The 15842-nt window shown below is 56.1% G+C and carries 12 protein-coding genes; 8 read left to right on the top strand and 4 right to left on the bottom strand.

Going from position 1 to position 15842, the window contains the following annotated elements:
• Window positions 1-28: 28 nt before the first annotated feature.
• Together HFD94_RS08435 and HFD94_RS08430 are read left to right on the top strand one after the other, a co-directional pair.
• Window positions 29-931 (top strand): alpha/beta hydrolase, encoded by a 903-nt coding sequence (locus HFD94_RS08435; RefSeq protein WP_122889518.1) that lies wholly within the window; start codon window positions 29-31, stop codon window positions 929-931.
• 56 nt (window positions 932-987) lie between these two features.
• Window positions 988-1680, top strand: coding sequence for a DJ-1/PfpI family protein (locus tag HFD94_RS08430; protein ID WP_033768726.1), 693 nt, complete (start codon window positions 988-990; stop codon window positions 1678-1680).
• On the opposite strand, the gene HFD94_RS08425 is transcribed toward HFD94_RS08430, so the two are convergent.
• From HFD94_RS08425 to HFD94_RS08415, 3 genes are read right to left on the bottom strand one after another with little or no spacing between them, the layout of a single operon-like run.
• On the bottom strand, window positions 1666-2631 hold the full coding sequence (locus HFD94_RS08425) for an acyltransferase family protein (protein ID WP_010670598.1): 966 nt from the start codon (window positions 2629-2631) through the stop codon (window positions 1666-1668). The genes HFD94_RS08430 and HFD94_RS08425 overlap by 15 nt on opposite strands.
• Complete coding sequence (locus tag HFD94_RS08420; protein ID WP_167433015.1) at window positions 2624-5686, bottom strand: efflux RND transporter permease subunit; 3063 nt, start codon at window positions 5684-5686, stop codon at window positions 2624-2626. Before HFD94_RS08420 ends, HFD94_RS08425 begins: the two co-directional genes overlap by 8 nt.
• Window positions 5686-6774, bottom strand: a complete 1089-nt coding sequence (locus tag HFD94_RS08415) for an efflux RND transporter periplasmic adaptor subunit (protein ID WP_167433014.1) — start codon at window positions 6772-6774, stop codon at window positions 5686-5688. Before HFD94_RS08415 ends, HFD94_RS08420 begins: the two co-directional genes overlap by 1 nt.
• A gap of 514 nt (window positions 6775-7288) precedes the next feature.
• Here HFD94_RS08415 and HFD94_RS08410 point away from each other — a divergent pair.
• Complete coding sequence (locus HFD94_RS08410) at window positions 7289-10018, top strand: cation-transporting P-type ATPase (RefSeq protein ID WP_167433013.1); 2730 nt, start codon at window positions 7289-7291, stop codon at window positions 10016-10018.
• Here HFD94_RS08410 and HFD94_RS08405 read toward each other — a convergent pair.
• Window positions 10007-11038 (bottom strand): AI-2E family transporter, encoded by a 1032-nt coding sequence (locus HFD94_RS08405; protein ID WP_167433012.1) that lies wholly within the window; start codon window positions 11036-11038, stop codon window positions 10007-10009. The two genes, HFD94_RS08410 and HFD94_RS08405, sit on opposite strands and share 12 nt — an antisense overlap.
• 202 nt (window positions 11039-11240) lie before the next feature.
• Here HFD94_RS08405 and HFD94_RS08400 point away from each other — a divergent pair, with 202 nt between their 5' ends.
• The 5 genes from HFD94_RS08400 (at window position 11241) to HFD94_RS08380 (ending at window position 15836) form a co-directional block, all read left to right on the top strand.
• Entirely contained in the window at window positions 11241-11855 is a 615-nt protein-coding gene (locus tag HFD94_RS08400) for a TetR/AcrR family transcriptional regulator (protein ID WP_167433011.1), read from the top strand.
• 50 nt (window positions 11856-11905) lie between these two features.
• Window positions 11906-12805 carry an alpha/beta fold hydrolase gene (locus HFD94_RS08395; protein ID WP_122889525.1) on the top strand — a complete coding sequence of 300 codons (900 nt, stop codon included), beginning with the start codon at window positions 11906-11908 and terminating at the stop codon, window positions 12803-12805.
• A gap of 241 nt (window positions 12806-13046) precedes the next feature.
• Window positions 13047-14234, top strand: coding sequence for a M20 family metallopeptidase (locus HFD94_RS08390; RefSeq protein ID WP_010246783.1), 1188 nt, complete (start codon window positions 13047-13049; stop codon window positions 14232-14234).
• Window positions 14235-14255: 21 nt separating this feature from the next.
• Window positions 14256-15104, top strand: a complete 849-nt coding sequence (locus HFD94_RS08385; protein WP_181955358.1) for a transporter substrate-binding domain-containing protein — start codon at window positions 14256-14258, stop codon at window positions 15102-15104.
• A gap of 6 nt (window positions 15105-15110) precedes the next feature.
• Window positions 15111-15836 carry an ABC transporter permease gene (locus HFD94_RS08380; protein ID WP_181955357.1) on the top strand — a complete coding sequence of 242 codons (726 nt, stop codon included), beginning with the start codon at window positions 15111-15113 and terminating at the stop codon, window positions 15834-15836.
• The last annotated feature ends 6 nt before the right edge of the window (window positions 15837-15842 follow it).

Genomic DNA, 15842 nt, shown 5'->3' with positions numbered 1-15842 from the left:
AGCCCGATAACCTTGCAGGGATTGCTGAATGAACACTATCCGTACCTGTTTCCTCCTGATGCTGCTGACCGTGATGACAGCCGGTTTAACCGCCGTTCCGGCCATTGCCCGACCCGATATGCGTCCGCTGGGCAAGAACATCGCCGACACAGGCTCCGCCTGGTATCGCTTCCAGAGTAAAAAGTTTGTCTCACAGGATGGGGAACGGCAGTATCGGGTGTGGCTTGCTATCCCCAAAAGCGATGCGCCGCCAGGCGGCTATCCGGTGCTCTGGCTACTGGATGGCAATGCGGCGATGGCACATTTGACAGAACCTCTGCTTAAAAAGCTGAGCAGCGGCACGCCGCCAGTGCTGGTCGCGGTGGGTTACGACACCCATTTGCCCTTTGATGTGCTGGCGCGTAATTACGACTACACCCCACCCAATGATGCGCCTGATACTCTGGTCACTCAGCCTCATGGCCGCAAAGGCGGAGGCAGCCATCAGTTTCGTCAGCTGCTGCTGAACACAATTGTCCCGTGGGCAGAACGCCTTGCGCCCAGTAATCCGCAGCGGCGTGCGCTCTGGGGTCACTCCTACGGCGGACTGTTCGTGCTGGACACCTTCTTTCATGCCGCCTGGTTCAGCCATTATTTTGCGGCCGCTCCCTCGCTGAGCTGGAATCATCAGCGCATTCTTACCCTGGCCCGACGCGCCGACGCCGGACCGCTAAAACATTTGTCGCTCTATCTGATGGAGGGCGATGGCATCACCGAACGCCGAACCGGCCACTCTGACGATCTTCAGCAGGAAGAGCGCGCGCTTACCGACATCCTGCGCCCGAGCGGTGCCAGACTGATTCTGACGCGTTATGCCGGTCAGAGTCACGGCCAGATATTACCCTCATCGCTGGTGGATACGCTGGAAATAGTTTCCGGTAGCCGGGATTGATATCTGACCGGGCATCGCGGCATGATGGCGTTTCATCACCTGCCCGGAGTTCACGCATGAATCGTCCGCTACAGATTGGTCTTTTGCTGTTCCCTGATGTCACTCAGCTCGACTTGACCGGCCCGTGGGAGGTGTTTGCGCGCACGCCTGGTGTCGAATGCCATCTCATCTGGAAAGATCTTCAGCCGGTGCGTTCCGATCGCGGCCTGTCGATATTGCCGACCACTACGTTTGCAGATTGTCCGCCACTGGATGTGATCTGTGTGCCTGGCGGGCCAGGACAGATCGCCCTGATGTCGGATGACATCACGCTGAATTTCCTTCGCCAGCAGGCCGATCAGGCGAAGTGGGTTACGTCGGTCTGTACCGGTTCGCTGGTGCTGGGGGCCGCCGGATTGCTAAAGGGATATCGTGCGACCTCGCACTGGAGCTCCATCGATCAGCTGGCCCTACTGGGCGCGGAGCCGGTTAGTCAACGGGTGGTGCGCGACCGCAATCGTATCAGCGGCGCAGGCGTGACCTCTGGCATCGATTTTGCCCTGACGCTGGTGGCAGAAATTGCGGGTGACGCGGTGGCGAAATCGGTTCAGCTGCAGATGGAATATGATCCTGAACCGCCGTTTACCAGCGGTTCGCCGCATACCGCATCGCCACAGGAAGTGGAGCAGGCGCGGGCGAAAATGGCTGAGTTTCTTGCCACTCGTCGTGCGGCAACCGAACGAGCCGCCCTGCGACTACAGGCTGATTAGCTTACTGACGCCGGGGATGCGCAACAGCAGCAGTGACAGCGCCATTGAGAAGATTAACGTCAGGGCGATGACCAGCAGTTTATCGCCCAGAGTCTGGATGCGGATTGCCGCCGCCAGCAGGCCAAAAATCAGATAGTGCAGGATATAGACGCCGGTCATGGTCTTCCCCAGGGTCGTCAGAAACGGCGTCAGCCACTGGACTTTTTCCGGCAGGCGAATGGCGTTAATGCTGATCACAATCAGCACCACCAGCAGATAAACCTGCGAGCCCGTCAGCACCACATCGTTATGGGTCGCCAGAAAGCGCGCAAGAAAGTAATGACGCTCATACAGCCAGGTAAAGAGATAAACCGCGGGCAGCAGCAGCAGGCTGATCTTTATCACTCTGGGTGATGTCAGCAACTGCATCACGCGCGGCGCGGCCATCAGCCGACCCGTGAGGTAGTAGAGCACCCAGGTCCAGATTCGGTATTGCGGCAGCAGCGAAAAGGCTCGCTGGCCCGGGTAGAGACTGGCGAGCAGGTCATAGGCAAAAGCTAACACCAGCAGCAGTAAAATCCCCGATGCCATCAGCCCAGGCCGCTGAATGAGTCGGTCAATCAGCGGATGCGACACGTAAATCACAATCAGCGCAATTACAAACCACGGCTGAATCAGATAGCCCTTATGATGCATCCCGGCAAACCAGAAAAAGCTGAACCAGAAGATAAAAATCAGCAGAATGCGGCGAATTTTGCCGAGCTGCCACGCGGGTGTATGCAGCTCACCGGCGTCGATATAACCGCTGAGCAGAAAATAGAGCGGCGTGGCGATCGTCGAAACAAAACTCAGCACGTTCAGCGTCAGATTAATGTCGTAATGGTAGCTGTCGTAGCTCTGGTAAAGCGTGAAAAACGAGACGGCGGTGATACAGGCCAGCGTCTTCAGCATTGCCAGTCCGCTCTTATTCACCGTGCGCCTCCCGACCATGGAAGCAACGATAGATGACCGGCAGCACCAGCAGGGTCAATACTGTCGCGAACCCGAGGCCAAAAATAATGACCACCGCCATGCTCTGGAAAAAGACGTCGCGCAGCAGCGGCAGCAGGCCCAGCACCGTGGTGAAGGCGGTCAGCAGAATAGGACGCAGACGTGAGGTCGCCGCATCAATAATCGCCAGCTGCAGCGATTTCTCCTGCCGGAACAGCCTGATCTCCTCAATCAGCACGATCCCGTTACGGATCAGCATGCCCGACAGGCTCAGCAGCCCAATCAGCGCCATAAAGCCAAACGGAATACCGGTGAACAAAAAGCCACAGGTGACGCCAATCAGCGCCAGCGGCACGGTGATCCAGATAGCGACGGCGTCGCGCAGCGAGTTAAACATCAGCACGGTAATGATGAACATCGCCAGGAATCCCACCGGCAGCGAACTCAGCAGCCCGCTCTGCGCTTCACGTGAACTTTCCAGCTCACCTCCCCATTCAAGCCGGTAGCCCGCCGGGAGTTTAAGCTGGTCGATCTGTGGCTGAACCCGCGCCACCACTTGTGCGGAGGTTAACCCTGAAGCGGGATCGGGATCGGTCTGCACCGTCAGCACGCGCGTACGATCGCGACGCATAATCAGCGGATTCTCCCACTCCAGCCGGAAGTCAGAAATCACATTGCTCAGGGGCACAAAGTGCTGCAGGGCCGCACTCCACAGCTGAATATTCTCGATGTGATCGACACTCTGCCGCTCTTCATCAGCCGGATAGAGCATCACCGGCATCAGCCGCGAACCGTCACGGAAAATGCCCACCGCGTCACCGCTGAAATTCATTCTCAGCGCCTGATCGATGTCATGTTTATCGATACCCAGTTCCTGACCACGCAGCGCCGAATAGACCGGGCGGATCACTTTGCTGCGCTCCTGCCAGTCATTGCGCACCGGAAACGTTGAGCCATCCGCCAGGAAAATGGCATCCAGCTGGCTGGCGATGTGGCGCAGCACTTCGGGATCGGGGCCGATCACCCGCAGGGCAATGGCGCTGTCACTGGCGCTGCCAAACTGGATACGTTTGATGCGCTGATTCACCTGTGGGAAGTTCTGCTCAATATACGCCTCGGTTTTCAGCGCCAGCGCATCAAGCTGTCGGCCATCCTTAACCCGCACCATAATCTGGGCGAAGTTGCTGTACTGCCGTGCCGCGTCATAGGTCAGGGTAAAGCGCAGAGCGCCCTGGCCCACCGTCGTGACCGTGGCTGCGACCTCAGGATCCTGATTAATGAACCGGGCAATATCCGCCGCCGTATTCGCGGTGTAATGAATATCGGTGCCATAGGGCAGCCAGAGATCGGTGAAAAAGACCGGCGTGCTGGAGGAGGGGAAAAAGTTCTGCTTCACCAGGGTAAAGCCATACAGCGACAGAGCCAGCAGTGCCACCATTACCGTCAGCGTGGTCAGGCGGAAACGCAGCAGGCCGCCCAGCGCCTGACGATAGAGCCGGAATACGATGCCCTGATAAGGCGTGGAGGGTTCGGTTTGCTCAGGCTGAGCCGTGCTGCGGCGCTTCTCACTCCAGTTGATAAACACCGGCGTTAAGGTCAGCGCCGTGACCCAGCTCAGCATCAGTGAAATCAGCAGCACCTGGAACAGCGATTTACAATATTCGCCGGTCGAATCCTGCGATAGGCCAATCGGCGCAAAGGCGAGAATCGCAATCACCGTGGCACCCAGCAGCGGCAGGGCAGTGCGCCGTACCATACGGGCAATGGCTTGCTGTAAAGGGTGACCGCGCTGGTGATCGATTTTGACCCCTTCGACCACCACAATGGCATTGTCCACCAGCATGCTGAGCGAAATAATCAGCGCGCCCAGCGACACCCGCTGCAGCTCAAGTTTAAACAGGTACATGATCAGGAGTGTGCCAAGCACGTTAAGCGCCAGCGAGGCGGCAATCACCATGCCGCTGCGCAGGCCCATAAACAGCAGCAGCGTTCCCACCACAATCGCCAGCGCCATCAGGAAGTTGAGGATAAAGCCATCAACCGACTGTTTCACCTCATGGGCCTGGTTATAGAACACCTTCAGACTGATACCGGCGGGCGTATCCTGCTGGTAGTGCGCCATTCGGGCGGAAAGCGCGTCGCCAACATCAATCACATTGACGCCGGGCGCGAACGAAATGCCGATAGCCAGAGCCGCTTCACCGTCTGCAAAGTAGATATTGGCGGGATTGTCGGTAACGCCACGCGTCAGGGTGGCGATATCGCGCAGATGCACGTTCTGTGGGTTGCCAGCGGGCAGAATCGGCAGATTAGCCAGATCGTCCAGCGTCTGCAGTTCGCCGGTGGGATGAAAACGGATCGATTCGCTGTCGACCCGCAGCGTTCCGGCACTGGCAACGCTGTTATTCCGGCTCAGCAGATCGGCGACGCGCTGCGGCGTCATACCATAGGCGGTCATTTTGCTGGCGGAGAGAGCGATGCGGATCTCCTCCTGCTCGACGCCCGCTACTGCAACTTTAGCCACACCCGGCACCAGCACCAGATCGCGCCGCAGCTGATCGGCGTAGTTGCGCAGTTCGCTGTTCGTAAAGTCTTTACCGTGAATGACGAAGAAGTAACCGTAAACATCGCCGAAATCATCGTTAACCAGCGGGGCCTGAACGCCAGGCGGGAACTGCCGGGCCGCATCGCCGACCCGACGACGTAACTCATCCCAGATTTGCGGCAGCTGATCGGCCAGATAGCGGGTATGAATATTAACGGTAATCTGCGACAGGCCATTGCCAGAAATGGACGTGACATTGTCCAGCGACGGCAGGCGCTGCAGCGCATTCTCCAGCGGCAGCGTTACCTCCTCTTCAACCTGCTGTGCGGACGCGCCGGGATAGTGGGTGACAATAACCGCAGACTTAATGGTAAACAGCGGATCTTCGAGGCGGCCAATGTTGAGCAGCGCATAGATTCCGCCCACGCCCAGCAGCAGAATGACCATCCAGATACGAATGGGTTTATCAAGAAAATGCTCCTGAATACGCATTATAACCCCCGCTCGCGCTGCCAGATGCGCACCGCTTCACCGTCACGCAACTCACCCACACCGGCGGCAACGATACGTTCGCCCGGCTTCAGCCCGCTGATGATTTCAATGCCCTGGGCGGTGAGACGACCCACTTCGACAGGTCGATCTTTGATGCGCAGCGCCTCGCCATCCTGCTCAACCAGCCAGACGTGCGGCTGATTGGTGGGGCTGCGATCGGGATTGAACACCGCCGCCGCAGGCACGACCAGACGCGGCTGGGCAGGGGCATTTGGCAGGTTATGCAGCCTGACGCGAACCGAGCCGCTGAGGCCGGCAACGCCAGGGAGATCAGCCGGACGCGGCATGGTCAGCACCACCTGATAGGTCAGCGTGGCGGCATCCGTCTGGCTGGTATGCTCTTTATATTGTGCGGTGAAAAAGCGGCCTGGCAGGGCGTTAAACTGCACCTCAGGCTGATAGTCAATATTCTGGATATCGAGGCTGGTGAAGAGGGTTTCGGGCAGCGTAAAGATGACGTCGAGCAAATCGGCACGGGTCAGCAGCGCAATGGGCTGTCCGGCGGCCACGACTTGATGATTACGCGCCTGTACCCTTGCAATCACGCCATCAAACGGCACGCGAAGGCTAAGAAACTGTAACTCCTCCTGTGCGATTTTCAGCGCAGTCGCGGCGGCATCGCGATTAGCACGCTGCACATCCATTTCAGACTTTGAAACGGCGCTGCGCTGGGCCAGCGTATTGAAGCGCTGAAATTGTCGCTCCGCCAGTTGCAGTGCAGTCTGGCGGTCGCGTACCCGTAGTTTCGCATCTGCATCATTCAGGGTAGCGAGAAGCTGTCCCGCTTTCACGGGCGTCCCGTCACGAATATCAAGCTGTACCAGCTGGCCTGCCCGTTTAAACGCAAGATCGGTATTATCACCCGCCTGAATACGCGCAGGAAATACCCGGATATTTTGAGCGATGTCCGACTCAAGGGTGAAAACTTTAATTACGCGGGGCGGGGGAGCATCCGTTTCTTTTTTTTCATCGCACGCTGTCATAAAAAAACAACAGAGCAAAATGAGGATAACCTTGCGTTTAATCATTTTCTTCGCCTTAACATCAGCTTTTAAACTGCGGTTTGATAAGCATTAAGGCGTAATAAACCCTGATGCTTATCGCGACCGGGATAAACTTATTTTTAATCTTCGTCATATAAGTTTAACGAAGCGGCAGGGCTGCTTCGCCTGAATCGGCTTACGCCGCCATCTGAGAGACCACCAGCCAGGTCAGTAAGCCCACCAGAGTCGTTGCGGCGACCGCGAGAATAACGAAACCGCAAAGCATGATAATGCTCTGTTTTTTCATCAGAGTTTCCTTTTGCGAGCCAGAGTATAAACCGATGCACACTGCATCAGCATACTTAAACCTTAGCTAAACAAAAACAACGTTGTCATTCTCATAATATAGGTTAGATTTAATTTAGCCATTTTATGTTATTCGTCAGACGTTTCTTACGTAAATATGATATCGGTCATTACCTGCAGGAGGGGCTGCCTGCAAAATGCATGTCTTTTAATTGCGCCTTTATTTCATCGCTAAATGGCACGAGGTTTATATATGCTAAATAATGATAAGCAGGATAAAGCGTTAGCTTTATCTGAGCGCCCCTGGTATCAGCGTAGTGTGGCAGAGATATTCTCCGAACTGCAGAGCTCCTCAGCAGGATTATCCACCGCCACTGCGCAGGAACGCCTGCAGAAACATGGTCCCAATGCCCTTCCGCAAAAAGCTGAGAAATCGGCTCTGCTCAAATTCATCGCGCATTTTAAAGATGTGCTGATCTATATTCTGCTGGCCGCGGCGGTGATCACCGCGATAATGGGTCACTGGGTCGATACCTTTGTCATTATCGGCGTGGCCGTCATTAACGCCCTGATCGGCTTTATTCAGGAGAATAATGCCGAGAAGTCACTGAAAAGTATTCAGAACATGCTCGCCAGTGAAGCGATGCTGGTGCGGGATGACAAACAGGTCACGGTCGCGACGCGCGATATTGTGGTTGGTGACGTGGTGATGTTACGCCCCGGCGACAAAATCCCGGCTGATTTGCGACTGTTTGAGGTCAATAATCTGCGGGTTGAAGAGGCAATCCTCACCGGGGAGTCGACGGTGGTGTCGAAGAACACCGATACGCTGAGCGGTGAAAAGTCGCTGGGCGACCGTCTCAACCTGGCTTTTTCAGGCACTACCGTCAGTTCCGGCACCGCCGCAGGCGTGGTGATCGCCAGCGGCGGTGATACTGAGCTGGGCCATATCAACGAAATGATCAGTGGCATAAAAGAGGTTAAAACCCCGCTGCTGGTGCAGATCGACAAACTTGGTAAAGCGATCTTTTTCATCATCCTGCTGATGATGGTCGCCCTGTTTATCTTCGGCTATCTGCTGCGTGACATTCCACTGGGCGAGCTGTCGCTGTCTGTCATCAGCCTGGCGGTTGCTGCGGTTCCGGAAGGTCTGCCTGCCATTATCTCTATCATCCTGTCGCTGGGCGTGCAGTCGATGGCGCGCACCCAGGCGATTATCCGTAAGCTGCCGACTGTTGAAACCCTGGGCGCGATGTCGGTGATCTGCTCCGATAAAACCGGCACGCTCACCATGAATGAGATGACGGTGAAAGCGGTGGTGCTGGCGAAGAGCCGCTGGCGCGTCAGCGGAAACAGCTATGAACCCAAAGGGGAGATTGTTGCTGAGCAGGGCGACGCAAGTGGACTCTCTGCGGCACAGGATCCGCTGTTTCAGCAGTTCCTGCATGCGGTAAACACCTGTAATGAAAGCCAGCTGCGTCAGGAAAGTCAGGGTCACTGGACGATTGTTGGCGGCCCGACTGAAGGCGCGCTGAAGGTGCTGGCGGCGAAGGGCCAGACGACACCTCAGCCGGTTGAGGTGGTGAGCAAGCTGCCGTTCGATTCCCTCTATAAATATATGTCGGTCAGCTGTGTTGCCAACGGCGAATCTTATGTGCTGCTGACCGGTGCGCCAGACGTGCTGCTGACGCTGTGTCAACAGCAGCAAACGCCGGAGGGTGCAGAGCCGATAGACCGTGCGTACTGGGATGCCGCCATCACCACCTACGCCAGCGAAGGGCTGCGCACCGTTGCCGCCGCCTGGAAGAGAACCTCTGCACCCGTTACCGCGCTGGATCATGCCGATCTGAGAAGTGACATGGTGCTGCTGGGTCTGGCCTGTATGATGGATCCCCCACGTCCCGAGGCGATTGCCGCCATTGACGAGTGCCAGAAAGCGGGCATTCGCGTCAAAATGATCACCGGCGACCATCAGGAAACCGCGATGGCGATTGGTCAGATGCTGGGAATCGGCAACAGCCAGGCTGCTATCACTGGCTACCAGCTTGAACACATGAGTGACGCCGAACTGGCGGACGCGGCAAAAACCTATGACATTTTTGCCCGCACCAGCCCGGAACACAAACTGCGTCTGGTGAAAGCGCTGGAAGCGAGCGGCGAGATCGTCGGCATGACCGGCGACGGCGTCAATGATGCTCCGGCGCTGAAACAGGCCAACGTCGGTATTGCGATGGGTATCAAAGGCACCGAGGTGACAAAAGAGGCGGCCGATATGATTCTGGCCGACGATAACTTTGCCACCATCGCTGCGGCAGTCAAAGAGGGACGTCGGGTTTACGACAACCTCAAGAAAACCATCCTGTTTATCATGCCCACCAACCTGGCACAGGGTCTGCTGATTATTATCGCGATTCTGATGGGCAATCTGCTCCCGTTAACCCCGGTACAGATTCTGTGGATGAACATGGCAACATCCGCCACGCTGTCGTTTGGTCTGGCGTTCGAGCCTGCTGAAGCGAATGCGATGCGCCGGCCGCCGCGCAATGTCAAAGCGCATGTGATGGACGCTTACGCCATCTGGCGCGTGGTGTTTGTCGGTCTGCTAATTTCAATCAGTGCCTTTGTGCTGGAAGCCTGGCTGCAACCGCGTGGCTACAGTGCCGAGTTTATCCGTACCGTGCTGCTGCAGATGCTGGTGACTGCGCAGTGGGCCTACATGCTTAACTGCCGTAACTCGGATGGCTTCTCACTGGATCGCGGTCTGCTAAAAAATCGCGGTATCTGGCTGGTGACGCTGGTACTGATTGTCCTTCAGGCGATCATTATTTATGTGCCATTAATGAACACACTGTTTGGTACCCGTCCACTGCCGATCAACTACTGGCTGATTTCGCTGATTGTCAGCATCGCGATCTTCATCATAGTTGAGATCGAAAAACGCCTCACCCGCGCATGGCGGGTGAAGACGCCATCACTGAGTTAATTCTGCCTCCGGGTCCTGCTGCGGATAGCTCGCAAGCAGGACCTTTTTAATCAGATAGGTCAGTGGAATAGCCAGTATCCCGCCCGTAATCCCCAGTAACGCCTGCCAGAACAGAAACGCCAGCAGCTGCGTGGTTAGCGCCAGGTTGAGTCGTTTACCAATCAGCAATGGTTCGATCACCGAACTCAGACAGAGGTTCAGCACCACAAAGAATCCTGCTACCGCCAGCGCGATCTGTAAATCAAACATGATGTAACTCTGGATCACCGGCGGAATCGCGGCCAGAAAGGAGCCAAGCACCGGCACGTAATTAAAGATGAACATCAGTACGCCCCAGAAAAAGGCAAACTTCAGCCCGATCAGATGCGCGCCGACGCCCACGATTAACCCGCCCAGAATACTGGTCAGCGTTTTCACTCTGGCATACACAATCACGCTTTGAATTCCCTCCTGCAGCGCCAGATAAAAGGCCTGATGTTTTCCCTTTACCCGCTGTTGCAGTGCAGCTTTCAGCAGCGGCATCTCATAGAGCATAAACAGCAGCATCAGGAACACCATGATCCACCATGAGATGACGCCAGGGATTTGCGTCAGAAACGCGGTGACGATGCGCACTATCGCACCCGCATCCAGAAAGGTCAGCAACTGGTCGGGCGTCATACCGATATCAAGCCGGGCAAAGGCCAGCGTCAGCTGTTCAAGCCGGGCCGCCAGTAGCACGGGCGCCTGACGGCTGAGCTGCATTAAATCGGGCGTCAGCACGGTTAACTTGAGGATAGTGACCACCATGATCAACAGCATCAGCATAATCACCAGCAGTGACGAGACGATGCGCGGTATGCGTTTGTTTTCCAGACGGGTAATCAGGGGATCAAGCATGATGGCCAGTAACATCGCCAGCAGGACCTGATTGATCAGCGGTGCTGCCAGATAAAGGCCGGTCAGAATAATGGTCAGACAGGCGAGGATAAACAGCACGCGTGCCAGCGGCGGCCAGAGGGTAAACCAGCTCAGTCCCATGATTGGGCTCCTTCAGCAAAGATAAGCTGCAGTATAGATGAGGCTTAAGCTTCAGTGCCTTGCGTCAGGTCAGAGGGGGGGAAGGGTCTGGATAAAGGTTATGAAATGCGTATCAGCGTCTTGATGCATTGTTTAGCTGCAGGGAGAAAGATTTTCATTGCGGGACAAATCAGTCTATCTTTAAGGAAATGATCATTCTCTAATGGTGTTTGTGATGAACGATAACCGTTATAAAGAGCGGGGACGACCGCGGGCGTTTGATACCGATGCGGCACTGGACAGCGCAATGCTGGTATTCCGGCAAAAGGGCTATCACGCCACTTCGATCGGCGATTTGGGCCATGCTATGCAGCTCACTACCGGCAGCATCTATAAAGCTTTTACCGACAAGCGCACGCTGTTTGCAAACGTCTTTGCTCGCTATCTCTCAATGCGCAACAGCAGTTTAGCCGCGCGGCTGGCGCAATGTGAAAATGGCCGTGAGCAACTGGCGGCGCTACTCAATTTTTATGTGGATTCAGTGCGCGATGTCGAAGGTGAGCGCGGCTGTCTGGTGGCTGTCAGCGCCGTGGAGCTGCAAACTCTGGATGAGGAACTTGCCGGAGCCGTCAGCGCGGCGCTGATACGCAACCAGCAGAATCTGCAGCAGATAATCAGCCTGGGTCAGCAGGATGGTTCGGTCAATCCTGCACTGGACAGAGACGCCACCGCTTCGCTAATGCTTTGCATTATTCTGGGGATGCGGGTCGCCGGTAAAGTTGCTGCGACCCGGCCCGATGCCAGCATCATCCCCCTGGCGCTGAAGTTACTCGACTAAATTTTTTACTCATTAAGGAAGTGATCGTTTCCTTATTGTCCGGAGGTTTTATGCACGTATATCCACTCTACCAGCACCATTTTATTAACATTGACTCGCAGCGGCTACACTACCTCAGCGCAGGCAGTGAACACGCTGAGGCTGTGGTTTTGCTCGCGGGTTTCCCGCAAAGCAGTTATGCCTGGCGGGAGGTTATTCCCTTGCTTGCCAGCCGCTTTCATGTGATCGCACCCGACCTGCCAGGGCAGGGTGATTCTGACTTTCCAGCCAGTGGTTACGACACTGACAGCGTGGCAGAGCGCATACTGGCGCTGCTGAACCAGCTGGGTATCAAACGCTTTCATCTGGCCGGGCATGATATCGGGGCGTGGGTCGCCTGGTCACTGGCGGCAGGCCATCCCGAAAAGGTTAGCCGTCTCGCGCTGCTGGATGGCGGTATTCCCGGTATCACGCTGCCTGACTTAATGCCAATGGTGGGTGATAGCGCCTGGAAAACCTGGCATTTTGGATTTCACTGTGTGGATGATTTACCGGAAGCGCTGATCACTGGCAGAGAGGCGATCTACCTCGACTGGTTTTTTAACCGTAAGTCAGCCAATCCACATCGCATAGATGCGGCGGCCCGTCATGAATATTTGCGCGTTTTTCAGCAGCCCGGGGCCCTGCGGGCCGGACTGGCTTTTTACCGCGCTTTCGCACAGTCGGCAGAGCAGAATCGACAGCGCGCGTTAAAAGGCAAACTGGCTTTACCGCTGCTGGCTGTCAGTGCCGACCAGGGATCGATACCCGATATGGCCACCCCGCTGCGCACCGTAGCGCATCAGGTAAGCAGTGAAACTGTTCTCAACTGCGGTCATTTTATTCCCGACGAACAACCCGAGAAATTAGCGGAAATACTGGCAGACTTCTTTATTCCCTCTCCGGATAAAAGCGAAATATCACCTCAGTGACAGTAGTGAAAGTAATGTCGTGTGGCGGATTATTAATATTATTGCTGATCCGCTGTTATCTCATACAGGTTTCCAATAAATAACACTATCTTATTGATTTTTAAGTATGTAGAGCAGGCTGTTGCGCGTTGCTTTCTGTCGCGTGCTGTGAATAAATAAACGGTCATCAACGTCCGCCATCAGGATGAGATTAAAATAGCGGTCGGCAACAGAGTGCCGATCGCATATTGCCGGGGCTGCTATGAATCAGGAAAAAGCACGACTGGCCGGGGAAATAAAAGCCAGAGTTAATGAACTTGAATCGCAGTTAGTGGCGATTCGACGTGATATCCATGCGCATCCGGAACTAGGCTTTGATACGCTGCGCACCGCCAGTCTGGTCACAGAGTATCTGCAGGCGCTGGGACTCAATCCCCGCACCGGCGTTGGCCGCAGCGGTGTTGTGGTGGATATCGACGGCGCAGAGCCGGGTAAGACGCTGCTGTTGCGCGCCGACATGGACGCGTTGCCGATCCATGAGCAGACCGGTTTACCGTTTGCCAGCCGCTATCCCGGAAAAATGCACGCCTGTGGGCATGATATTCACACCGCAACGATGCTGGGTGTCGCAACGATCCTGCCGCACTATCGTCAGCAGCTCAAAGGCCGGGTCCGGCTGATATTCCAGCCCGCGGAGGAGACGCCAGAAAGTGGCGCTGAGGCGATGATCGCGGACGGCGCGGCAGATGGCATCGACTGGGCCGTGACCCTGCATAACAAGCCTGAACTGGCTGCGGGGGAAGTCGCCCTGACGCGCGGGGCCAGCACTGCCTCCAGCGATGAATTCGACGTTACGGTGCATGGCGTATCGACCCACGCGGCACGTCCTCACATGGGCACCGATCCTATCATCGCGACCGTGCATCTCATCAGCCAGCTACAGACCCTCATCTCGCGTGAACGCGATCCCGCTCACTCCGCCGTATTGACCATCGGGCACATTCAGGGTGGTACCACCCACAATATCATTCCCGATAGCTGCCTGTTTCAGGGCACCATCCGTACTAAGTCGCCGGAAGTACGCGCTGCTATGGAAACCTCGTTTAAACGGATGTGCGAAGGGGTGGCGCTGGCGCAAAACGTACGGGTGGAGGTTAACTTCCAGCGTGGCGTGCCGCCTCTGATGAATGACGATCGCCTGATCGATTCACTGGAACAGATTCTGTCGCATCAGTTTGATAAGCCCATCATCGCGCAGCCCAGCGCCAGCTTTGGTGCCGAAGATTTTTCACTGTTCACGGAACGGGTACCGGGCTGCCAGATTCATATTGGATCGGCCACGCCGGGCCGTGACGATCACCTGCATAACTCCGACTATCAGCCGGACGAACGCAGCATTACCGCCGGGACGCAGGCGCTGACCCGCCTTGCAATTGATTTACTCTCTTAATAATAAATAAATGAGGTTTATATGATGATGCTTAACCGCCTGTTCACGGCTTCTCTGACCGTGGCGCTGCTCGCCACTTCCGCGTTCAGCCAGGCGAAAGATTTCGGCACCCTGAAGTTTGCGACTGAAGCGGCTTATCCTCCGTTCAACCAGACCACCCCGAGCGGCAAAATCGTCGGCTATGAGCCGGATATGGTGGCGGAGCTGGCTAAACGTGCTGGCTTCAAATATGAAATCATCGCCCAGAAATGGTCGGGCATGATCCCGGGTCTTATCGACGGTAAATATGATGCGGTGATCGATGCGGTGACCGTAACGCCAAAACGTGCTGAAGCGATCGATTTTACCCATCAGTACACCGTGAGCGTCTCCAGCTTTGTGACTGCGAAAAAAAGCCCGCTGGCCACGCTGCCAGGCAGCGGCACGATTGTAACGGCGGATGATGACGCCGGCATGAAAAAAGCGATAGACGATCTGAAAACCACCTTCAAAGGGAAAACCATCGCGGTGCAGGTCGCCACCATTCAGGCGGATTTCCTGCAAAAATACCTGGGCGATGTTGCCACTATCCGCACCTATCAGGCGGGTCCTGAAACCTTTGCCGACCTGATGAATGGCCGGGTGGATGCTGTCATGGCGTCTCGTACCAACCTCAACGCCTTTGTGAAAAAACATACTGAGGCGATCAGCAGCAGCGGCTATGGCTTCTCCGGTGGCGTGCTGGGCGCAGGCTCGGCGATTGGTCTGCGTAAAGGCAACAGTGAGCTGCAGCAGGTGCTGAATCAGGCGCTGGACTCCATGATCAAAGATGGGACGCTGAGCAAACTGTCGATCAAATGGTTTGGCGAAGATGTCGCGCCGAAAGCGTAACCGCTGATGCTGATGAATATTGACTGGCAGATACTGGGCTTCGGGGATGAGGGCTGGGGTGGCGTGCTGCTTAACGCCGCCGCCGTCACCGTCAGCGTGTCACTCTGCGCCTGGCTACTGGGTGCGTTGCTGGGCAGCGTGCTCTGCTGGATGCAGATTGCCGGTTCACGCTGGCAGCAGCGACTGGCGGCAGGCTACATCACTCTGTTTCGCGGCGTGCCGGAACTGCTGGTGATCTACCTCTTCTACTTCGGTGGACGACAGGTGGTCTCCACCGTGGGCACCGCGCTGGGCTTCCAGGGACCCTTCGATGTGAACGGCTTTGTGGCGGGCGCGATTGCCATCGGGCTGATCTCCGGTGCCTATCAGAGCGGGGTATTCCGTGGCGCTTTCTACGCCATTCCCGGCGGAACGCTGGAAGCGGCGACCGTGACCGGCATGGGACGGCTGATGATGTTTCGCCGCATTATCATGCCGCAGGCGTTACGCACTGCGCTGCCCGGCATGGGCAACCAGTGGCAATCGGTGATCAAAGAGTCGGCGCTGGTCTCGGTAACCGGACTGGTGGAAACGATGAACCAGGTCTCCACCGCAGCCAACTCCACCCAGATGTCCTTTTTCTTCTACAGCGTGGGTGCGGTGATCTACCTGATTATCACCACCTGTTCCGATATGGTTTTCCGCTACGTGGAAAAGTTTGCGATGCGCGGTCAACAGCGCGTGAAGGGGTAAGGAGAC

Source organism: Pantoea sp. EKM20T (assembly GCF_011800485.1).
Taxonomy (GTDB): Bacteria; Pseudomonadota; Gammaproteobacteria; order Enterobacterales; family Enterobacteriaceae; genus Pantoea; species Pantoea agglomerans.
The sequence above is the reverse complement of the archived record's forward strand: the minus strand, read 5'-3'. Positions and strand labels throughout refer to the sequence as shown.